General features: G+C 40.9%; 16 protein-coding genes and 1 pseudogene. 5 read left to right on the top strand and 12 right to left on the bottom strand.

The features are described 5' to 3' along the window. The first annotated feature begins 200 nt into the window (after positions 1-200). Positions 201-968, top strand: a complete 768-nt coding sequence (locus tag N3A72_06125; GenBank protein ID MCX7919175.1) for a hypothetical protein — start codon at positions 201-203, stop codon at positions 966-968. A gap of 86 nt (positions 969-1054) precedes the next feature. On the opposite strand, the gene purN is transcribed toward N3A72_06125, so the two are convergent. The 7 genes from purN to N3A72_06160 all read right to left on the bottom strand — a co-directional run bounded on the left by purN (position 1055) and on the right by N3A72_06160 (position 9144). After that, positions 1055-1663, bottom strand: a complete 609-nt coding sequence (purN, locus tag N3A72_06130) for a phosphoribosylglycinamide formyltransferase (protein ID MCX7919176.1) — start codon at positions 1661-1663, stop codon at positions 1055-1057. Positions 1664-1804: 141 nt separating this feature from the next. After that, complete coding sequence (gene truA, locus N3A72_06135) at positions 1805-2545, bottom strand: tRNA pseudouridine(38-40) synthase TruA (GenBank protein ID MCX7919177.1); 741 nt, start codon at positions 2543-2545, stop codon at positions 1805-1807. Positions 2546-2548: 3 nt separating this feature from the next. Then, on the bottom strand, positions 2549-3487 hold the full coding sequence (locus N3A72_06140) for a hypothetical protein (protein MCX7919178.1): 939 nt from the start codon (positions 3485-3487) through the stop codon (positions 2549-2551). Between the two features lie 45 nt (positions 3488-3532). Next, complete coding sequence (locus tag N3A72_06145) at positions 3533-5134, bottom strand: ABC transporter substrate-binding protein (protein ID MCX7919179.1); 1602 nt, start codon at positions 5132-5134, stop codon at positions 3533-3535. Between the two features lie 13 nt (positions 5135-5147). After that, on the bottom strand, positions 5148-6905 hold the full coding sequence (gene recN / locus N3A72_06150) for a DNA repair protein RecN (protein MCX7919180.1): 1758 nt from the start codon (positions 6903-6905) through the stop codon (positions 5148-5150). A 52-nt stretch (positions 6906-6957) separates the two neighbouring features. Then, positions 6958-7488 (bottom strand): CvpA family protein, encoded by a 531-nt coding sequence (locus N3A72_06155; protein ID MCX7919181.1) that lies wholly within the window; start codon positions 7486-7488, stop codon positions 6958-6960. 114 nt (positions 7489-7602) lie between these two features. Further along, complete coding sequence (locus N3A72_06160; GenBank protein MCX7919182.1) at positions 7603-9144, bottom strand: GspE/PulE family protein; 1542 nt, start codon at positions 9142-9144, stop codon at positions 7603-7605. Positions 9145-9696: 552 nt separating this feature from the next. Between N3A72_06160 and N3A72_06165 the strand changes: the two genes are divergently transcribed. From N3A72_06165 to N3A72_06180, 4 genes are all read left to right on the top strand, one after another. Continuing rightward, positions 9697-10641 (top strand): ABC transporter ATP-binding protein, encoded by a 945-nt coding sequence (locus N3A72_06165; GenBank protein MCX7919183.1) that lies wholly within the window; start codon positions 9697-9699, stop codon positions 10639-10641. A gap of 152 nt (positions 10642-10793) precedes the next feature. Then, positions 10794-11693 (top strand): hypothetical protein, encoded by a 900-nt coding sequence (locus tag N3A72_06170; GenBank protein MCX7919184.1) that lies wholly within the window; start codon positions 10794-10796, stop codon positions 11691-11693. A 92-nt stretch (positions 11694-11785) separates the two neighbouring features. Then, complete coding sequence (locus tag N3A72_06175) at positions 11786-12637, top strand: hypothetical protein (protein ID MCX7919185.1); 852 nt, start codon at positions 11786-11788, stop codon at positions 12635-12637. A gap of 105 nt (positions 12638-12742) precedes the next feature. Next, entirely contained in the window at positions 12743-14149 is a 1407-nt protein-coding gene (locus N3A72_06180; protein ID MCX7919186.1) for a sigma-54 dependent transcriptional regulator, read from the top strand. A 140-nt stretch (positions 14150-14289) separates the two neighbouring features. On the opposite strand, the gene N3A72_06185 is transcribed toward N3A72_06180, so the two are convergent. From N3A72_06185 to N3A72_06205, 5 genes and pseudogenes are all read right to left on the bottom strand, one after another. After that, positions 14290-15930 carry a DUF885 domain-containing protein gene (locus N3A72_06185; GenBank protein MCX7919187.1) on the bottom strand — a complete coding sequence of 547 codons (1641 nt, stop codon included), beginning with the start codon at positions 15928-15930 and terminating at the stop codon, positions 14290-14292. Positions 15931-16154: 224 nt separating this feature from the next. Continuing rightward, positions 16155-16790 (bottom strand): annotated as a pseudogene (locus N3A72_06190) (class II glutamine amidotransferase). Positions 16791-16929: 139 nt separating this feature from the next. After that, on the bottom strand, positions 16930-18369 hold the full coding sequence (locus tag N3A72_06195; GenBank protein MCX7919188.1) for a menaquinone biosynthesis decarboxylase: 1440 nt from the start codon (positions 18367-18369) through the stop codon (positions 16930-16932). Positions 18370-18779: 410 nt separating this feature from the next. Beyond that, positions 18780-19640, bottom strand: coding sequence for a hypothetical protein (locus N3A72_06200; protein ID MCX7919189.1), 861 nt, complete (start codon positions 19638-19640; stop codon positions 18780-18782). Positions 19641-19760: 120 nt separating this feature from the next. Continuing rightward, a complete protein-coding gene (locus N3A72_06205) occupies positions 19761-22283 on the bottom strand; it encodes a GH116 family glycosyl-hydrolase (GenBank protein MCX7919190.1) in 2523 nt (840 codons plus the stop codon). Positions 22284-22328 lie beyond the last annotated feature (45 nt).

Genomic DNA, 22328 nt, shown 5'->3' on the forward strand with positions numbered 1-22328 from the left:
AATAAGATACCTGACAATGGGTTTGCTTGTCAAGGAAATTTGCGGTATATTGACTAACGTTAAATGAAAATGGTGTATCAACAAAATTTTCTGCTAACGGTTGTTTCAATATACTCAGCATTAAGTGGTATAATATCACTAGGTAATAAATCCGATTTTATAGGTGTATGTTTGTTATAAGAAAGGGGGGATAATCAACTATGTTGAGAAAAGTCGGGTTACCTATCATCTTATCGATAGTATTTGCGAGTTTTGTTTTTGCCCAGCGTATTGAGTTCGAAGGCAGATATTGGATGCCAGAACTAAGCGGAAAAGCGCAGGTTACTGAATCTGGGCTCGTTGGAACAGAAATAGATTTGGTTTCAGACCTTGGTTTTGAAGACCAGGATTTTCCGGAAGCTAGAATAACGTGGTCACCGGGTCCACGACAGAAAATTCGGATTGCCTTAACCCAATTTGATTATGATGGCGATAAGGTTATCACGAGAAACATCAATTTTAATGGCGAAACGTATCCTGCTGGAACTCGAGTACTATCTGATGTAGAACTACAATATGCGCGATTCGGCTGGATATGGAATTTCATGCCGCCAGAAGAAGTTTTTAAGCTCGGATTGATGTTTGAAGTGAAAGGATTTTGGATCGATGCTGCGCTCGATGCGCCGTATACTGTTCCAGCAATCTCAGAAAGGGAAGAGGTGGTGGTTGGTCTACCGACAATTGGTATGACCGCAGAATTAGCGCCGATTCCAATGTTCAGATTGTTCGGGGAGGTTTCCGGGATTCCGAAAAATGATTACGGCTATTGTTTAGATGCAGAAGGCGGAATTAAAGTTTCACCTCTCCCAAATGTTAGTATTCTTGGTGGGTATCGCGTGCTTGATGTTAAAGGTGAGGACGATGAGAATGATGATTTTGCACGAGTGAAATTAGACGGTGTATTTTTCGCCGGCTCAGTGAGATTTTAACCCGCATGCGAAACCAATGAGACTCGTTCGATGTTTTAAGCCACAGAAACAAGTAGAGATAAAATTTGGGTTTCTGTGGCATTCTTTTAGGGTGAAACTATCCGCACCTTTCTTCCATCGACTCGGATACGGTTCTCGCTATACCATTGGATGACTTGCGGGTATAACCGATGTTCAATAGCGTGGATTTTTAATTCCAGCGTTTCGAGAGTATCGTTATCGTCGATTCGCACCACTTCTTGAGCAATAATTGGTCCGGTATCGACGCCTTCATCAACAAAATGTACCGTAACCCCGGTATATTTAACTCCGTAATCAAAAGCATCTTTGATTCCGTGAGTTCCTGGAAATGAGGGAAGAAGTGCCGGATGAATATTGATAATTCGTAACGGATATCGACCAATGATGTATGGAGATAGAATCCGCATATACCCTGCTAAAACAATCAATTCAACACCGAGCGGGTCAAGATGTTCAATGATTTTCTTTTCATGTTCTTCCCGAGACGGAAACTCTTTTGCAGAAAGATACAGCGTTGGAATCGAATGTTTTTTTGCCCGTTCTAAAGCAAATGCTTCTTTTTTATCGCTAAACACAATCGCAATTCGGGCATCGAGTTGTTTCGATTCAATTGCGTCAATAATCGCTTGAAGATTACTGCCATATCCGGAAGCGAATACCGCTATCGTAACCATAGAGAACCTCCTATCAATAAACATTGCTGAATGTCAAAATCCAAATGGTAAATCAATGGCAAAATGCTTTATTAACGATAGTATTTGAATCTTGACATTAGTTACCACTTTGCGATTTTGCGATTAGACCTTGAGCATAAATTAATATATAACTTTCATTAAAAACAATCCTTGCGCCGGAACCGTCATTCCAGCTCGTTTTCGCTGTTTACTTTGTATAATTGCTCGTACATCTTCTGGTTCGAGTTTTCCACGACCAACCTGCAAAAGTGTTCCAACCATAATCCGTACCATATTATGTACAAATGCGTTTCCTTGAATGGTAATGTAAATCCAATCATGCTCGCGTTTAATGGTTAGTTTTTTTATTGTACGAAAAGAATGTTTCATTATGCTTGGACTAGCATTAAACGCAGTGAAATCATGCGTTCCAATAAAATATTTTGCTGCTTGTCGCATCCGGTGGATATTGATTTTATACGGATAATGGTATACAAAATTATGGTTGAATACATCCGGGATCTGCCGGTTTAATATTCGATATTGATATATGCGCCATTTAGCATCACGTCTAGCATTGAATGAATGCGGGACTTCTACCGCATCTTTAACAGCGATATCGTTCGGTAACAGCGTATTCATCGCGCGAATAAGATTTTGCGTCGGAATACGACTATGGGTTTTGAAATTAGCGATTTGGTTCAGCGCATGGACTCCAGCGTCGGTTCGTCCAGCGACGATAAGTTTTACCGGATGGTTAAGTATTTGCTGCAAGGTTTTTTCCAGTACTTTTTGGATGCTCATTTGCTGCGGTTGAATCTGCCAACCGCAATAGTTCGTCCCATCGTATTCAATGGTTAACTTAATATTTCGGGTATCCATTTTTTATTTATTGGATTGTAAAGACGTATCAATTGAATTCGGCAATACCGGCAACCGTTGGGTAACATTTGGTGGAGTTGGTGGTAGAATATTTTTAATGCGCGGTTTGGTGATATAGGTGAATCCAATCACAATCAAAAGGAATAATCCGATAAAAATAAATGTTGTCCGAATATCGTTCGGTTTAAATTCCAATAACTTCCAATTTACCCACAGAAATGCTGCTGCCATAAACGGTATAACCGGGATACCTTTACCACTTAAAATTGAGAGTAGAATCGCTATAACAAACGAAAGTATCAATCCCCAACCGGTTGCGCGAACCCGTAAATTAAATCGCGGAATTAACGTTAAAAATAGTGATAGAAACGCGAAATCGCCTAAGCCAAGCATAGGGGTGAGAAATTCACTGCCGAACGTAGGATAGTGGATGATAAATCGATGGTAATACAGTGGTGTTTCGATAATTCTTGCGGTAGGTCCAGCAAATACACTCCATACATCTGCAACGGCAGCAACTAATGCTAATGGGACAATATAACTTCGTTCAGCAACAAATAATCCAATCAATTTTCCAAGATTACACGCGATTCCAAGAATCGCTAGATTGACAATAAAACTCGTGGTTACCGTAGCTGGTTCAATTTGATTAACATAATGATTGATAACAGTACAGACCAAGGTCAATCCGAATAAACTTGCAATAGATAGAGAATATCGAACATATACATCTATTAAATACAGCGTCGAAGCAATTAGAATCATTGCTGAAAGAAACGTTAGATAATCTTCAGCCCAAAAGAATAAAACTGTTTCTTCTGGGTTAGGAATAAGTCGCGAACAGTACACCATTGCCCAAAACAATGCACTCCAAACCCCGATGGCTAATAATAATTGCCAATAACCTGTTGCTTTTCGTGGTAGATCGTTCGTAAATATCATGGTAAATTTCCGTGATCTCAATTATGAGGTTTCAATTAACCAATGTTATCGCATCAAATGATTGATCCAGATGTTTTTCAATGATTGCGATTGAATACCGCGCTGAGTCACCTGTTGCAGATACGGTTGTCGGATATAATATGGTCTTGTCTCAAATAGCGGAATGACCGGCAGTTCTTGTTGAACTAGGTTAAGTGCTTGTTGTAAAAATTTATCCCGTTCTGATTCAGTTTGTGACATTCGTGTAGAATCGAGTATCGGTTCGAGTTGCGGATGGTAAAAATAGGTTTGGTTTCCTTCCACCCCGCAATTCTTCTGCAGGTATAACGAGCGTAATATTATTTCTGGATCCCAACTCTCAGCGAAATATTGCGAATAGAACATATCGAAATTACCGGTTTTAATCCGTTGGATAAAATCTACTGTCGGGAGTTCTTCAATTTGAATCGGATACCCTGCTTCGATGAACCCTACTTGGATCCGTTGTGCGATATATTTTGCTTCCCAATCTGAACGATTAACTAGCAACGATAATTTACGCTTTGCGAATTGGCGAAACAGTTCTTGAGCGGTAGTCAATGAGTAAAAATATGCTTGTTCTTCACTGGTTAACCTATGAATAGCTGAAGAAGATAATATTCCGTGATTGTTTAAAACAAATTCAAGAATACCTTGTCGATTCAACGTAAATGCTACCGCTTGCCGAAACTTAATATCGGACATCGGGAATTTAGTTAAATTGAAACCCAGATAAGCTAGGTTCGGAATATTAGTTTGGACTAAATACGGTTTTAACGCTGGATTTTCAGTCACCCTATGGAATTCTTCTTCAGGAACATACACAAAATCAAGATTACCTAACTCAAACTCGAGCAAATCAGCAGTCGGCATTTCACTTAGGATAAAGTTAATTCCATCGAGATAAGGTCTTCCTTCCCAGTATACTGGATTGGCAAGCAATCGCACTGCATGTAGAGTCTGTTCTAAAAAGATAAAAGGACCGCTCCCTATCGGTTGAATATCAATATCTGCTATCTTTTCAGGACAAACAATACTCGCCGCCGGATGGGCTAATGCATACAACAATTTTGGATACGGTCGCAGGAGTCGAAATCGAACCGTTGTTTGGTTAACAGATTCAATTCCGGTAATCTGATTATTTTGCCCTGTATTATATTCCCGATACCCGCTAAGCGAAGAAAAAAGCCAACTTTTAGGCGAGCGCAATGATGGTGAAACCAATCGTTCGATAGAGTATTTAACATCATCTGCGGTAACCATTCTACCGGTATGGAATTTTGCTGTAGTGCGTAGGTGAAATGTCCAGGTTAATCCGTCAGGAGAAGTTGACCAAGATTCAGCTAATGATGGTATCGGTTTATTTTCGCTGTCGAACTCAACTAATCGGTCGTATAGATTGAGAATAACCGTTCGTTCTGCTGGGGTAATAGCTATGGCAGGATCGTAGGTTGTTGGTAGTACAGGGATAGGTATCCGCAACGTACCACCATACTGTGGCAGAATTACGCTAAACCCAAGCTGTGCAAATAAAAAAGTTATTAAGATACCACAAGCAGTTCGGGAGAAACGATGAACGATGGTATATGGTACATGTAAAATGTAAAATGATAAAGGTATAAAAACCATAAGTGCCTTAAATTCAGAGCGTATTTTTTTTCTTCTTATTTGATTTCGATGAACGATATTCTTCTAATAAAGACTCCGCATGGTGTATTGCGGTCGGAGTAATTGATTCTCCGCTAAGCATTCGAGCGAGTTCGTTGGTTCGCGCTTGACTATCAAGATGATGGATAGTCGTAAACGTTTTGGTTTTGAGTTGTGTTTTTGTCACCCGATAATGGTTATGTGCCGCGGCAGCAATCTGGGGGAGATGAGTTATCACAATTACTTGACGGCTCTCGCTCAGCTGTCGGAGTTTTTTCCCAACAACTTGTGCCATAGCACCACCAATTCCGACATCAATTTCATCGAAGACCAATGTCGGGATATCATCTATTTTCGCTAGGATAGTTTTTATCGCTAACATTACCCGAGATAATTCACCACCAGATACGATTTTAGCTAGCGGTTTTAATTCTTCGCCCGGATTAGCGGAAAATAAAAATTCAATTTGGTCAATTCCAGTAGCCATAACCGCAATTTTTTCGCCCTGATATTCTAAAATACCGTTCGGATTGGTTTTTTGGTTGACATCAACCTGAAACCGGGTTTTGGTCATTCCTAGTTCATTTAATTCAGAGGCTATCAACTGCGCAAGTTTTTTCCCAGCTTGGTTTCGTTTGGCGGATAACTGCCATGCGAGATCTGATAAGGTTTTTTTAGTTATATCTAATTGCTTTCGTAACGCAGCTATTCGTTCTTCTTGATGGGTTAAATTATATAAATTTTCTTCCCAATTTTTTTTCAATACCATGAGTGCTGAGATAGACTCGCAGGCATATTTTCGTTTCAATTTTTGAATTAACGCCAATCGTTCTTCAACCCATTCGAGTCGATTCGGGTCTATCACAATATTATCGCGATATGTTCGAAGAGCACGATATAGTTCATCTAAACCAGATTTAATCTGTTCTATGTCTGCAATGAGAGACTGTTGCGTTGGATCAAGCTGGGCAAGCTCTTCGATAGCTAATCGCACCCGATTGATTCCGGACAATAACCCGCCGAAACTTTGGTATTCACTACCGTAGAGTTCATCTACTGCTTTTGCAGCTAGTAGTTGCCGCTTTTCCGCTTGACTAAGTAACTGTCGTTCTGCAGATAACTCTGGTTCTTCGTTTTCCTGTAATTCCGCATTTTGTACCTCAGCAATTTGATATTGTAAAGTTTCCTGCTGCCGAATCATATCTGCCTGCGTTTGCATCAGCGCCAGCAGTTCTTGTTCTAAAGAACGATACCGCACTAACGTGTTTTCGAACTCGTTCCGTAGAGATAGTAAACCTGCAAAATTATCAAGCAAATCCAACTGTTTACTCGGGTGCAATAGTGATTGATGTTGATGCTGACCATGGATATCAACTAACTCAGCCCCGATTTTTTGCAGGAGATTTATCGTCACAATGTTGTTGTTCACCCATGCCCGAGTTCGACCGGTTCGCGCTACTTCCCGACGCACTAAAAGTTCAGATTCACCATCTGCTGCTAGCCCTGCGGTAGCGAGTAATTGCTGCAGGTGCTGATTCGCACCGATATCAAATACCGCTTCGACTACCGAAGTTTCCGCATCAGTGCGGATATTACTTAAATCCGTTCGTTCACCAAGAACTTGAGCAAGCGCATCGATTAGAATAGATTTACCGGTTCCCGTTTCCCCGGTTAAAACGTTTAATCCTGGTGCGAATGATAATTCAAGGTTATCAATTAATGCGAAATTAGTTATCTTAAGTATCTGCAACATGAGTAAAATGTAAAAGGAACGTTATTGCTGATATTCCCATTCATTTATTCATTTAGAGGTCACGAAATCCGAGCTTATCAGCGCCAGCTAGATTTACAAAGATGTTATACACTTTCGGACAGAGTTTCATTGTTTTTTGCACGATGAAATCAGTATCGAGTGGTTTTGCCAATAGATGTTCTGCCGGTAACGAATAATGGAGAAAAACCAAAACTACACTCGCAATAATGATTCCTTTCATTGTGCCGAAAATAGTGCCAATAATTTTGCTCGGCATCGTATATAATTCAACCCGACGAATTTTCCCCTGAAGATAGAGTGTAGTGGTACTAAATAACCCGCGCACGATAATAAAAATCAGACCGAACGCAATACCTTCAGGTAATGAGGTGGTTGCCGTCCAGTATTCTCTGAAAATATCCGCAAGCCATTCGTAATTAGTTAAAGCCGCGAACGCTGAAATAATCGATGCCATGAAATTGAATGATTCGAGTAACGCGCCATTTAAGTGCCCGCGATGCCCGAGAATAAAAATTAAAATAATAATATCGAGGATATAAATAAACCGAATGACCAATTCCATAATAAATAGTGAAATTGTATCTTTTGTAACGCATTGAACGTCCTCAACGGCATTCGAATAACCGTTTACCGTTAAAGATTCCGTTCGTTCCCCTATCAGGGTTATGCGTGCATGTTATGTGGATATCGCTTGAGCGACTTCTTCTAACGTGGTTGTGCCACGCTTTGCTTTAATGATTCCATCTTCAGCCAAAGTTTGCATCCCATTTTTTATTGCCGTCGAACGAATAATCACTGCGGATTCTTTTCGGTCAATCATTTCTCGGATCATATCATCAATAATCAGCAATTCAAATATCCCGGTTCGTCCACTATATCCGGTATATTTGCAGAGTTCGCATCCTTTTCCAGAGAATAATGGTGTATTGAGTGGGAGATTGAATTCTTCCAGTAGTTCTTTTTTCGGGGTATGCGGTTCTTTACAATGTTGACAGATACACCGCACCAGACGTTGCGCCATCACGGCGAGCAACGACCCTGAAATAAGATACGGTTCGACCCCGATATCCATCAATCGGATAATTGTGCCGACCGCATCGTTGGTATGTAACGTTGAAAAAATCAAATGACCGGTTAACGCTGCTTGAATTGCAATTTGTGCGGTTTCCGCGTCGCGAATTTCACCGACCATAATCACATCCGGATCCTGGCGGAGAATAGAACGGATTCCACTCGCAAAAGTGATATCCGCTTTCGGATTAATTGGAATTTGGTTGATACCATCGAGTTGATATTCGACCGGTTCTTCGATGGTAATAATGTTTTTCGATTTCACATCGAGTGCGGATAATGCAGAATATAGCGTCGAAGTTTTTCCACAACCGGTTGGTCCAGTAACTAGAATCATTCCTTGCGGTCGTTCGATAAGACGTCGGAATTTGGTTAATACTTCCGGTTGAATTCCTAACGAATCCAGTGCTAGTAAATATCCTTTTCGGTCTAACAGGCGTAACGCTAGTTTTTCACCATAAATAGTAGGAGACGTGCTGACGCGGATATCAATTCTCGTATCATTGAATTCGACTTGGAACCGACCATCGAGTGGTTTCCGCCGTTCAGCAATATCCAAATCTGCCATAACTTTTATACACGGAATTATCCCAGATTGCAATTCTTTAGGCGGACCGACAATTTCGTGTAGTACACCATCTATCCGGTAGCGTACCCGCAACGATTCTGCTTCCGGTTCGAGATGGATATCGGTTGCTCGGTCGAGAATCGCATTCGCGATGAGCATTTTCGCTGCACGAATTGACGACCATTGATCTTCAATGCCGGGGATATCCGCTTGAGTCATCATTTCTTTTCCGATAATCCGGAGACTACGTTCATCAAATTTTCGTAAGGAGTCAACGAAGATATTGCTCACTACCGCTGCAGATAATGGATGATGACATTTCGGACAGACAGCGAGTTTTGTTTTAGTTCGCGGAAGTTTGTATCCACAGGTCGGACACCGATTTTTCGATTCTACTTTCGAGAGAAGATACATCACATAACCGACCGGACCGGTGAAGAGCGTGATGGTATTCCAAAAATGCGGTTTCTGTTTTCGTTCGAGTTGGTCAGCGTTAACCCAGCAAACGAACCACACCCAACCAATGGTTACCGTGGCGAGTATTCCGAGAACAATATTGATAAAAATAATTTCGTCCATAATAGTTAATCAATTCTGATTATACCGAAAAATGTTGGTTTTCGTCTAATAATTTTCCCACTTTTATTTTCAGCTAAATTGTCTGAATGGGTAAAAAAACGGTTTGATTCCTATATCGCTCGTGTCTAGTTCATCATTCAACCACGAACAAAGACCAATTAGCCATAATTGAGACCATACAGTTCATTTAGTTATTTTTCTACGCTAATCATACACTCAATAATTAAGGATACATACCCGAATTGAACCGAACAATTCCGTATCTACTCCACTGTTTCCCTGAAACATCAGTGTCATAAAAGACAACTCATACAAAATAGGGTTTTAACCCTAAATCGCTTGATTCCGCAAGGTTGGACATAAGAATCGAATATCGCCTATGGCAAAATTTGGGTTAAATTGAGGGTAGGCTAAAAATTGTGTAGAATAAATAAAAAACAGTTTAATTTTATGAAATGTTATGGTAAAATTATGTATATATACAGTTAAGCTTATGAATGAAACCAATCGAACCTCCGTCAAATTCGGAGGTTCATTTTTGAGGTGAAATGTATGTTGATGATTAGAACGGAAAATTTATCGAAAGTATATCTGGTGAAAAAGTTTGCGCTTGCGATTAAACCGAAAAAGACAGTGGCATTAAATCGGTTGAATTTAGAAGTTCAATCCGGTGAAATTTTTGGTTTCCTTGGTCCGAATGGTGCAGGGAAAACCACTACGATTAAGCTTATCCTTGGTCTTTTGTTTCCGACTGAAGGGCAAACCTGGTTATTTGAGCAGCCAGCAACGAGAGTTGATGTGAAACGAGAAATCGGGTTTTTGCCGGAGAACCCCTATTTTTATGATTATCTTAAAGGGGAAGAAATCCTGCATTTTATGGGTCAGTTGTATGGAATTAATAAATCTGACCGTGTGCGGAAAGTAGATGAATTACTCAAAAAAGTCGGGTTAGAAGAAGCTCGGTCGATGCCATTACGCAAATATTCCAAAGGGATGCTCCAGCGGATAGGACTGGCACAAGCACTGTTAAATGATCCGAAACTAGTCATTCTTGATGAACCGTTAACCGGTCTCGACCCGATCGGCAGAAAAGAAATCCGCGATTTAATACTTCAACTGCGGGATGAAGGGAAAACTGTTTTCTTTAGTACCCATATCTTATCAGATGCAGAAATGATTTGCGACCGGGTAGGGATGCTTATGAAAGGGAATTTGACGAAGGTTGGAAAACTCTCAGAGTTGCTGAATCCGCAGGTTAAATCAATTGAAATAGTTATTGCTGGTCTTTCAGCGGAGGGAAAACAGCAGGTACAGAAATTTGCGAACCGAATGAAAGATTTAGGGAATGAATTGGTAGCGAATTTAGCAGATGAAAAATCAGTTCCAGCACTACTCGAATTAATTAAACAAGAACAAGCGAAACTGGTTTCACTAATTCCGCAGAAAGAATCGCTCGAAGAAGTATTTATGCGTGAAGTAAAAGAAAGCCAAGAATAACCGGCATATCCAACATACAAAAATAAATGTTAAAGAAAAAACTTTAAATGCCAAAATAAAATCAAAAACCATGAAAACGCGAAAATTGACCATTATGGAATAAAGTTGGTAATAGGGTATTTCGATTTTCGTGATTTCGTGGAAGGTGAACTATGCTCAAACGAATCAGTGCAATTGCAGTGAATACGTTCCGGGAAGCAATCCGGAATAAAATCTTGTACATCCTATTAGTTTTTGCGATGGTGTTAATTTTATTTTCGGTTATCCTGGCGATCCTCTCTATTGGTCAGGAACAGAAGATTATTAAAGATGTCGGGCTATCCGCGATTCTGTTTTTTGGTGTGTTGATTTCAATTATGGTGGGTATCGGACTGATATATAACGAGCTGGATAAACGAACGATTTATGTTATCGTGTCGAAACCCATCCATCGGTATGAATTTGTACTCGGGAAATTTTTCGGACTTCTCCTGACGTTAGCAGTGAATGTTATTCTCATGTCAATCGTCTTTTTTCTGCTGGTGATATTCCGTCAACCGGTGACCACGATTATTGACCAAGTCATCTTCTGGCTTGGTCGCGTTACCCCACACCAGATGTGGTTGATGGTTAAAGAAGCCGCGTCAACCTTTACAACCGCATTGAATAATCTACCGGAATTATTGCCGTTAACTAAAGCTATCGCATTCACGTTTCTCGAGCTGACTGTTATCACGGCATTAGCGGTTATGTTTTCATCGTTTTCTACGCCGATTCTCTCGGCGGTATTTACCTTCATTCTATTCATTGTCGGACATTTAACCCAGGATTTATTAATGCTGGCAGATAACTTGATTAAGAAAGGAACCGGCATCGCATTAGCTATCGCCTATTTTGCAAAAATATTCGCATATCTCCTTCCGGATTTAGAAGTGTTAAATATTCGGAACCATGTGGTGAGTAATGTGCCGATAACCTGGAGTTTAACCCAATCAGCGGTTTATGCGATTTTCTATACTTGCTGCGTGTTAATTATTGCCGTGTTAGCGTTCGAACGGCGAAACTTTAAATAACATATACCGAAAAATAATTGAACTTAAAAACGAAAGAACAACGGCGAAGTGAATACTTCGGTTCTTTTGTTCTTTCGTCCTTAGGTTAGTCCATGAAGTTAGGTAGAAATCCGTTTATTATCACCGCACTAATCTGTTTGCTCATTATCGCTATCGGAGTGCATGCACTGCATCTGCATGTGCGGAAGAACCGAGGGCAGAATCCGTTCCAGGAATTATTGTATCTTCCTTCAGGAAAATATCTTAAAGTTGTTGTTCTCGGGTTCGATAATGTTATTGCCGATATTCTCTGGCTACGCGCTATTCAATATTTTGGCGGGCATTTTATGGGCGATAAAAACTATGCGATGCTTGACCGGATTTTTGAAGTGACAACCACGTTAGAACCAACCTTTATTGATGTATATCGGTTTGCTACGATGGCACTCGGTGAAGAAGCACGGAGATATACCGAAACCACGACGCTGCTCTGGAAAGGAATCGAACGTAATCCGACCAGTTGGGAAATCCCATACGACCTCGGATTTTTCCTGTTGTATACGGTTAAAGATTATGACCAGGCATTGCTTGCCTATTCGATCGCAACGTCGCGTCCGAATTGTCCAGATTTCGTCCATCGAATTATTCCGTTTATCTACTCTGAAACGGGCCGAGAACAGATTGCTATTGAGCGGTGGCGAGAAATATATCGAACTGCAAAAGATGACATGACCAAAGAAATCGCTGACCGAAACATTAAACTCATATATCTGAAAAAAGCGCTTAAACCCATGCGAGAAGCGTTACTCGCGTATAAGAAAAAACATGGTCGGTTCCCACCAAATATTGAAACGTTAGTCCAGGAAGGATATCTCCGAAAAATTCCACCGGAACCATATGGTAGTGGCTGGGCGTATGATCCCCAAACCGGTTGGCTGCGGAGTAAATTTCGTCCGGAATATTAACGGACGATAATCCGGAAACTTAAATAGTATCCGTGGATTACCCTTGAGATGAACGGCTACTAACCGAACTCATTGGGGTACATCTACAGATCATTCTGCTCTCCTATGCGCCAAGCGAATATTCTCGTTGTCGATGATGAGAAAAATATTCTAACTACATTATCGCGCGCGTTAACCAACTTGGGTTATGCCGTAAAAACGGCTACTTCTGCTGAAGAAGCGCTAGAATTAATTCGTGAAAATGGATTCGATTTAGCTATTATTGACCTTTGCTTGAAGAAGATGGATAATAATGAAGGATTGGAATTACTGAAACGAATTCGGGAACTCGAACCGGAGATAATCACGATCATGATGTCAGGCCATGGCACTATGGGGATTGCGGTGCAGGCGGGGAATTTTGGTGCAGTTGATTTTATTGAAAAGCCATTATCGCTGGAAAGGATTCAATTTTCCGTTGAAAAAGCATTAAAACTGAATCAACTTGAACGCGAGAATATCGAACGGAAACAAAAAGAAGAAGCTGAATATCAACTGATCGGAACCAGTAAAGTTATGCGGGAACTCTACAAAAAGATAGAAGTCGTTGCGCCTACGAATGCGCGGGTACTGATTTGCGGAGAGAATGGAACTGGGAAAGAATTGGTTGCGCGAGCCATCCATTATAAAAGTCCTCGGAAAAATCAGCCGTTTATTAAGGTCAACTGCGCAGCGATTCCAGCAGAGTTGATTGAAAGTGAACTGTTCGGTCATGAAAAAGGAGCGTTTACTGGCGCAACGGAACGACGTCGTGGGAAATTCGAACTCGCTGATGGTGGAACCATTTTTCTCGATGAAATCGGGGATATGAGTTTGCCGACGCAAGCGAAAATTTTGCGGGTTTTAACCGATGGATTGATTGACCGAGTCGGCGGAAGTAAACCGATTAAAGTCGATGTTCGAGTGCTAGCGGCAACGAATAAAAATCTAGAGCAAGAAATCCAACGTGGGAATTTCCGGGAAGATTTATACTATCGACTGAATGTTATTCCATTTCACGTTCCGCCGTTACGTGAACGGAAAGAAGATATCCAACTATTAGCGGAACATTTTTTAAACCGATACTGCGAAGAAGCGAGAAGTAATGCTCGAATATTTACTCCGGTCGCGATACGGCTATTAATGCAATATGATTATCCTGGAAACGTTCGAGAACTGAAAAATATCGTGGAACGGGCAGCCATTTTGATTCCTGCTGACCGTGATGAAATTACTGAGAAAGATATTGCGCCACTATTACCAACCTCATTTCGACCGGTTGAGTCGGATATACCGAGCAGTTCGCTTAATCTCGGAATAAATGAACGGCTCCCGTTGAAAGAAGCAAGTGAACAATTCGAAAGAGCGATGATTATTTCTGCGTTAGAACGGAATGAATGGAATGTTAGTAAAGCGGCACTCGAACTGCAGATTGAACGGAGCCATCTCTATAAAAAGATGAAAACCTACGGTATCGAAAGAAAACTTACCTAGACACTAAAATCTAAATCCCAAATTTCCGATTCCAATAATTTCTGCCTGATTAACGTTACCAATTTATTCTGCAATGTTACGGTTAACCATGATGTTCCTTGCGAGACATACCTTCTGACATTTGCATTTTAGTTGCGTCGTTATATCAGCATCCTTTCCCGAATCAGTTTCAAGGGAATTGAACCGTAACTTAACAATTTCGTATGAAATTCTTTTAGATGGAATTGCGAGCCTAGTTTGTGTTGATAGTCTTCGCGTAGTTTCATAATTTCACGTTTTCCGATAAGATAACTCATCGGTTGCGTTGGGGTTTGGGTATACCGTTGCACTTCCCGGATCGCGTTAACTTTCTCTAAGCCAGCAATGTTAACCAACATATCTACCGCTTCACTAAACTTCATCTGTCCGGTATGGAGTTGGATATCAATTACTACTCGACATGCGCGCCATAATAAATCTTTCAACTGAAATAACCGTATTGCTGGTTCGAGATAAAATCCCTGTTCATACATCAATTCTTCACAATAGAGCGCCCAACCTTCCCAAAATAACGGGGTACCGAATTGTTTTCTAACGTTCGATTGCACCTGGTTATTATATAAGAACTGCAAATGATGACCGGGATATCCTTCGTGGAGTGCAGTTATCGGAATCGAATATCGGCAATGTCCTTTTAACTGCTCGATTTGTTCTTCTTTCGACTTGTTCATGTCGACTGGGGTAACCCAGAAATACCCGATTTGCTTTTCTTCAAATGGCGCTGGAGCGATATACGCAGCATACGGGGTTGTCGCCCGTTCGAATACTGGCGTTTCAATAACCTGCAACGATTCATGCTCCGGAATATCAAGCAAATTCTTTTCGAGAACGAACGTTCGGGTCGATTCCATCGCTTGGGTATATACGGCAAGGAGTTCTTCCGGTTTCGGATGTTCATTTTTCAATTCTGCGATAACCGTTTTCCAGGTATTTAACGGGTCGATGAGTTTCGCGGTGCGATATATTTTCCCTTGTGTTTCCTCGATAGTTTTCATACCGAATTCAAGGAGTTGGTCGGTCGTATAGGGCAGCAGATGTTCGGTCTGTAAAAGGAAAGTAAACAAGGTTTTGCCAATAGCGAAATTCCCGTGCGATCGTGCAGTCAACGTGTGGTTCAAGAAATGTTGATATTCATTGAACGCATTTAGTGCTGCGGTATTAGCGGTCAACATTTCATCTTTCAGCGATGGGAGTTGTTCGGCGACCGTCGGGATAAACGATTTACAGAACTCGATTCCGCCTTGCGTAACCTCTTTCGCAATCTGGGTCCATACTTCAGGTATGTTATCCGAATCTACAAGATTCTTTTTCCCTTCTTCTAATAACCGAGGAACTTGTTTCAATCGCGCTACCGCCCGCGATGCCCGCTCTTCAAACGGCGCAAACTCCCGCAGTAATACTATATATACCCCGAATAACGCTAATTCCGGATAGATACTCGCATCACGTAAATGTCGTTTAATTTTCTCTTCTTTTTCGATATCGACAGTAAGAGCGTTTGCAAGAACAGTGATATCAAGTTTATCATCTAGGTCAAGTTCAGAATCGTTTCTCTGCGCACATTGGGTTAACCGAGTCAAATACTCTTTTTTCTTCTGCCGTGATGCATCCCGCTGGTCGCGATGCATTATATCCAGTTCAGTATCATACGTATGAATTCCGACATAAGTTGCATACACTGGACTATCCTGCCATAAAAAATTCAGAATTTCATCGATCAGATTATTGAGTTCACCATGCATATACAATAATACTCCTAATCAAGAAAAATTGAGCTTATATAAATATATTACTAAGTATTCTGGACTTGAGCAATTGGTAAGATCACGCTGATGGATTACTGCAGAGACGACCTCAAATTGATCCTAAAATATTTCAAGATATCCAAGCAGTTTTCGAAACAATAATTTAGGATACCATAACTCGCCTTTAATGGTGTGGTATACGTTACACCGTACCCAATTTATTATTCACCCCGTTCCTCACCATCTCTAAACATTTTACATCCATCAATTCGTTTCCAGTCTTCATTTTCCGTCAAAGGTTCGGTGGCAATAAGAACCGCTTTTTCATCTGGTTTTTTGATGTCATTCAAATCAACTGAGTATTGTTCATCTCTTAAAGTTACCGTGCGAAATGGAGCTTTCCTTTGAACAAAATACAAGCTATTGTCGCCATAAACAAAAAGGGTTTTACCATCAGAAAGCAGAAAGTTGAAATGACCATATTGTTTGATTTTTCTAGCTTCAGCTTGTAAAATCTCTCTAATATTGCCCGATTTATAGGTTAATTTTTCTAAGAGATAGCAAAACGCATATTCTGAATCCGTGTACCCTTGCGGCTGATAATCTCCCAACCTAAATTCTGGTTTGTTCATGATTGCACGAACCGTTCCATTATGTGCGAATACCCATTTATTGATTTTAAATGGATGAGTATTTTGATGGATGTAATTGCCGCAAGTAGCAAACCGTACATGTCCGATAATAATTTTGCTCTTAAACTGGAATTGTTCACCTTTTATATCTTCATACGAAAGTGGGCGAGGTTCCTTAATGACATGCCAATCTTCATCTTGGTAAAACGCAAATCTCCAGCCATGTTTATTCTGTTCACCTCGATGACGAAACTAACGGAGAGAAAATTGGATATCAACGTTATTGTTCGAAGATAGACCTAAAAGTTGGCACATATTTACTCCGTTTCAAAAACATAGCGTTAATTCTTTATAGTATCTATGGCTATAAACCATAATCATTCCACTTTATGTCAACTAATTTTTTGATATCTTCGTTCATCGTGATTTCCTCTGGCCAAGGTCGGTTGGTTTCCTCCGGGAATTTGCGCGTCGCATCAATTCCCATTTTCGAACCATAATTCGGTTGCGGTGCCGCATGGTCAAGAACATCTACCGGTCCTTCAACAATGGTTACGTCTCGTTTCGCATCAATATTATTGAACACTTTCCAAGCTACCTCGGATAGGTTCTGGACATCAACCTCAGCATCAACGATGATAATCAGTTTGGTGAACATCATCTGACCAAGCCCCCAGATAAACTGCATAACTTTTCTCGCCTGCCCCGGATAACTTTTTCGAATGCTGATAATCGCACAGTTATGGAATACCCCTTCAATCGGCAGGTTCATATCGACTATCTCCGGCTGGAGAATCTGAAGTAAAGGGAGAAAAATCCGTTCAGTCGCTTTTCCAAAGTAGCAATCTTCCATCGGCGGTTTACCAACAATTGTTGCTGGATATATCGGGTTGTTCCGATGGGTTATGCAGGTGATATGGAATACCGGATATAAATCCGCGGGGGAATAAAATCCGGTATGGTCGCCGAATGGTCCTTCAATTCTGCGTTCTTCTGGGTCAACATACCCTTCTAACACGATTTCAGAATAAGCTGGAATTTCGAGGTCTACGGTTTCGCATTGAACGAGTTCAACCGGCTCTTTTCGCAAGAAACCAGCGAACAGCATTTCATCTATTCCTTCCGGTACCGGCGCGGTAGACGCATACATCGTTGCTGGGTCTGCGCCGATAGCCACCGCGACTTCAAGTCGTTTCTGATTCTGTGAAGATTTTTCATAATGCCGCGCACCATGTTTATGAATATGCCAATGCATCCCCGTCGTTCGGTCGTCATACACCTGCATGCGATACATCCCAACGTTTCGAATCCCAGTTTCCGGATCTTTCGTGAAAACCATCGGGAGCGTGATAAACCGACCGCCGTCATTCGGCCAGCATTTCAGAATTGGGAATTTAGATAATTGCGGATTATCTTTAATAATCACTTCTTTGCAAGGACCGGATTTAACCTGTTTCGGAATATAGTTCGATAATTCAGCAAGTTTGGGTAACATCAAGATTTTTTCCCAGATACCGGTTGGCATCTGCAGTTTGAGCAGGTTTCGAATCCGGTCAGCGATTTGGTTTAGATTATCTACTTCTAGCGCTAGATTCATTCGCTCATACGAAGCGAAGGTGTTAATCAGAACGGGAATAGAGTATCCTTTGACGTTTTCAAATAGTAGCGCTGGTCCGTTCTGTTTAACCATCCGATCAGCGATTTCGGTTATTTCCAATTCGCAATCGACTTCGGTCTTAATCCGTTTCAACAACCCGTTTTGTTCTAATATTTGGATAAACTCTCTTAAATCTTTATATGCCATATCTAATAGAAACTATCGAACTAACCGAGATTTATCTTAAAACCGCCGACTCTTCAATGATTATGTTATGTCCTTAAGTATAAAGGTTAATCACAATTTTTGCAATAGGAGATATTCGTTTCGTATGTCCATCCATGCGCGGAATCAAAGATTCGCATTCGGGGTTAAAACCCCAAGATTTTGTATCCACCCGTTCCCACGATACTAGACTCGGACTTTCGTCCATAGTTTGGTGCCAATGCAAAACCAATTCTATTCAAGAGAAGGATTTGGAAATATACAGTATTCCTAATATTAAACTCCAGTATCTGGAGTTTGATAAGAAATATATTATATTAATGGTTGGATTATCTTATTATAGATAGAGTTATTCCTACAGGGGTAGGGAAATAAAGGCAAAATAGCAGGAATTATTTCGGCATATCAGGTGTCGACGCAGGATTTTTGCGGTCGGGAATTAATGTTCGGTCGAATGGTTTATATTGTTCAATTCTTCCGACCCGAGCGAGCCGGAGACTTTCCCGAATAACTTTTCCGCCAGAATCACTGAATAGTTCAGTCTGGAATCCGACTCCTTTTTTCTGGGAAGAGAAATAGTCTAGTCCAATAATTTTCCCGTCAGGATTATAGAGCCACCGGATGAAAATAATCGAATGGCCGGTTCCATTATTGCGACTAAAATCGCCGAAATCGCCCGGTTTCGCTTGCTTCCAATCCGTAATCGGTTGACCTAATCCGTAATATTCAATTGCTTTTTGCGGGCTATCCCCGGAACCGACAACAAACCATATCAGCATAAAATTATATAAATCGTCATACGTCATCCCGTTAAAATCGTTGATATCAATTCCTTTAGCTTTATTCCGGAGTTGCATCGCTCGGAAGAATACTTCAAAGGTTAATCCGCAGCAGTTACTACATCGAGACCCGTTCGGATGCGCTTTTGCTACCGTTTGCTCTTGATACACCAAATCTTGCGTAACCCCGTTATAAATATCATATTCATTCTTTTCCCAACGATATGGATAAGAACCATCTACCGGATAAGCATCAACAATTTTGAGAACATAGGGATTCAATGACCCTTCAGCATCATCGAGTACCGGACTGGTTTTCTTAAGGAATTTATCCACCGGCGATAATTCCGCTGTCTTAGCTGGTTTTAAAGTTGGGGTTGCAGTAGGCGGTTTAACCGGAACAGTTTTGCATCCGGTAATGATGAAAATTAGAGTCCCAAGAATTCCAATAATCATTACGCTAAATTTATTCATAATAGTATTCCTCGGCTTATTCTATGGGATTCAGCTTACGATGATATGTTCTTTATCGCAGCAGGAATCCAGATAAAGCTGAACAGACGCATATATTATACTTAAATACCAGAAATTTGACTACCAATAAACAGTAATTTTAATCGAATCACCTTCTCCAATAGAAATAGCAGGTTTAATTGTTATTGTTAAAAGCGAATTGTCGGATTGTGTCCAAGTGATATGTATAGATTGATTTTTTTGAACGATTTCAACTCGTTTGATATTCTTTTTTACGGAGTTAAGAATTCCTAACCGCAATTCGTGAAGTACGAGATTTCCGCTAGCAACAGTAATTTCATTCAATTGTATTCGGTTCGTTCGTTTCTGGGAGAAAGTTCCCCAAGCGGTTGCGGTTGCATAGAATGATTTGAAATTTTCCGGAGTGATTCTTGGATTAAATCCGAGCATTTTTTCCGAACCGTTATGGATAAATCCGGATAAAGCAAGCAATAACGACCAGCTACTCATCGCTCGTGCATAATGGTCACCGCATTCGATTTCGTTCCAAGGATTGCGTTTAATCCCGTTATATCGTTCGCGTGCAGCTTTAACAATCTGCAATCCTAGTTTAATGAATCCTTCATAAATCATATGTGCCGCAACCTGGTATTCAACTCCAGTCCAAACTTCATCGCAATAGAGAATCGGTTCTTTCGATCGTCCGCCTTTCGGCCAAGTACAGTTTATCAGGCCGGCTTCGTGTCCTTCTGCGAAGACCCGTTGCGTATGTTCGAAGTCGGTTAAATCTTTCCGCCAGTTATATTTGAAAATAGATTGCAGGGTTTTCTTAATATGTTCTGCAGGTAGAATATATCCTAAATTCAACATATGTGCCCACCATTGACCGACAACTTGGTCAGATAAACATCCTTTTCCATACTGCAACTTCGGATATTGTTTCGAATCTACGTTCTGCACATAATACTCTCCATTCCAGAGCATGGTATCCAACAGTTTTGTTCCTTGGGTAAAAAGCGACTGATATTTCGCTGCTAGTTCGGGTTCATTCTGGATTTTTGCCATTTCTTCCATTGCCCGAAGCGCCGCTAAATAGAGCGACCCGATGAAACTATTTGCGCCATATAACGATAAATCGTAGGTATTCCATTGTTCCCCTTCAAGGAGTCCCTGTTTTTTAGCATCGCAGATTTCAGTTAAATAGTTCATCGCTTGTTTGAGTTGCTGCCAATGTTCATCAAGAAATTGCCGGTCTGGCGACATTAGATATTCTCGATATACTTTTAAGATTTCACCAGCTTGTCCATCAATAGCATCACGTTCCGTATGTGGTAGATAAGTCGGAATATTTGTTCGATGCGGAATCATACCGTTCGGCTGCATGATACCGGTTAAATCCGTATGCCGCATGTTCCGTTCGAGTTCCGGGAACAGATATGCCATGGTTTGGACATAATTCCAAACATGGGTACAGTTCATCGGACAACAACCACGATCTGCACCGCAACCTTCAAACCCGGCAACAGTTCCATCTTCAAGCCACAGCAGCGTTTGACTACGGAGCGTAGAAATCTGGGACGTGATGCAATCAAGGATATAATAGGGCAGAGTACTATTGTAGAACGTATCCCGGAATGTAAACGTCGTATTTCTTAATCGGACGAAATTTTGAACGACATAGTCGGTGACCGCAAGCGAATCGTTGAACCAATGGTTATACATATTCCCGATACGATATTGGGTATTCTCTTCCCAGAAATCAACATAACGATTCGGAAAATGCCAGGAAATTAGAAAAGTTATCGAGCAGGATTCGTTCGGTGTCAGTTTTCGTTGAACTGCGATTGCGCCGTTCCACGTTCGACCGAGTTTGCTCGGTGACATATCAGGTTCAGAAGGTAATATTCCAGATTGAGAAAATGCTTGCCAGAACGTTCGAAGAGTATCCCAGTGCGTGAGATATTGAACGTTTTTCTCTAGAACCGCAAGCGTCATAGAACCATATAGTTGCGATGTTGGTTCCAACACTTCATTCGTCATGTGGATCGCAGTATATGTGTCGGTCTGAACAGCGGTATTGTTGTTTCCACCGAAGGTAGGATAAGTTACGCCGATAACCGGACCAAATCCGGTATATCCGACTGCATTCTGGAGAGTAGATACAAGAGAAATCTGAACATGCTTTTTCGTTTTGTTTTTAACCGTAAATTCAAAAACAGCAACCGGGATTCCTGAATCTTTTGCATTCTGCGGAACAAACGGAGAATAAGCGTTAAGTTTAATTTCAACCGGCAATTCCGAATCGGTATATTTCACTTCTGCAATGGGATATTCGCCAACAAATTCAACCTGTTCGATACCGTTAAACCACCATTGTTTCGCTTGTAATCGTTTTGCCATCGGCTCTTTTTTATCTTCTTTCGTCCAGAGTGCAAAAAAACTATGCGGAAATGATGCATGCTTATTCACCCGATTGAATATCTGCCATTCTTTCAATTCACCACCAGCACCAAGCGCGATACTCCCGGTACCAATTCCGCCAATCGGAAACGCTACTTGCCGATGTTGTTTTCCGTTATAAACAATGCGGTTCCCGGTTTGAACAATCCGTTTTTTCCATTGCTGATATTCTTTATTTGTCATAGTACTATTTTCTATCCAGTTTTAGCCGAAGATAAATCGTAATCG

Source organism: bacterium, assembly GCA_026416715.1.
GTDB lineage: Bacteria > UBP4 > UBA4092 > JAOAEQ01 > JAOAEQ01 > JAOAEQ01.

Coding starts and splice junctions, on each gene's coding strand:
- N3A72_06200 (MCX7919189.1), bottom strand. CDS start 19,640: ATGAATAAATTTAGCGTAATGATTATTGGAATTCTTGGGACTCTAATT.
- recN (MCX7919180.1), bottom strand. CDS start 6,905: ATGTTGCAGATACTTAAGATAACTAATTTCGCATTAATTGATAACCTT.
- N3A72_06155 (MCX7919181.1), bottom strand. CDS start 7,488: ATGGAATTGGTCATTCGGTTTATTTATATCCTCGATATTATTATTTTA.
- truA (MCX7919177.1), bottom strand. CDS start 2,545: ATGGATACCCGAAATATTAAGTTAACCATTGAATACGATGGGACGAAC.
- N3A72_06170 (MCX7919184.1), top strand. CDS start 10,794: ATGCTCAAACGAATCAGTGCAATTGCAGTGAATACGTTCCGGGAAGCA.
- purN (MCX7919176.1), bottom strand. CDS start 1,663: ATGGTTACGATAGCGGTATTCGCTTCCGGATATGGCAGTAATCTTCAA.
- N3A72_06140 (MCX7919178.1), bottom strand. CDS start 3,487: ATGATATTTACGAACGATCTACCACGAAAAGCAACAGGTTATTGGCAA.
- N3A72_06175 (MCX7919185.1), top strand. CDS start 11,786: ATGAAGTTAGGTAGAAATCCGTTTATTATCACCGCACTAATCTGTTTG.
- N3A72_06145 (MCX7919179.1), bottom strand. CDS start 5,134: ATGGTTTTTATACCTTTATCATTTTACATTTTACATGTACCATATACC.
- N3A72_06165 (MCX7919183.1), top strand. CDS start 9,697: ATGTTGATGATTAGAACGGAAAATTTATCGAAAGTATATCTGGTGAAA.
- N3A72_06160 (MCX7919182.1), bottom strand. CDS start 9,144: ATGGACGAAATTATTTTTATCAATATTGTTCTCGGAATACTCGCCACG.
- N3A72_06185 (MCX7919187.1), bottom strand. CDS start 15,930: ATGCATGGTGAACTCAATAATCTGATCGATGAAATTCTGAATTTTTTA.
- N3A72_06180 (MCX7919186.1), top strand. CDS start 12,743: ATGCGCCAAGCGAATATTCTCGTTGTCGATGATGAGAAAAATATTCTA.
- N3A72_06125 (MCX7919175.1), top strand. CDS start 201: ATGTTGAGAAAAGTCGGGTTACCTATCATCTTATCGATAGTATTTGCG.
- N3A72_06195 (MCX7919188.1), bottom strand. CDS start 18,369: ATGGCATATAAAGATTTAAGAGAGTTTATCCAAATATTAGAACAAAAC.
- N3A72_06205 (MCX7919190.1), bottom strand. CDS start 22,283: ATGACAAATAAAGAATATCAGCAATGGAAAAAACGGATTGTTCAAACC.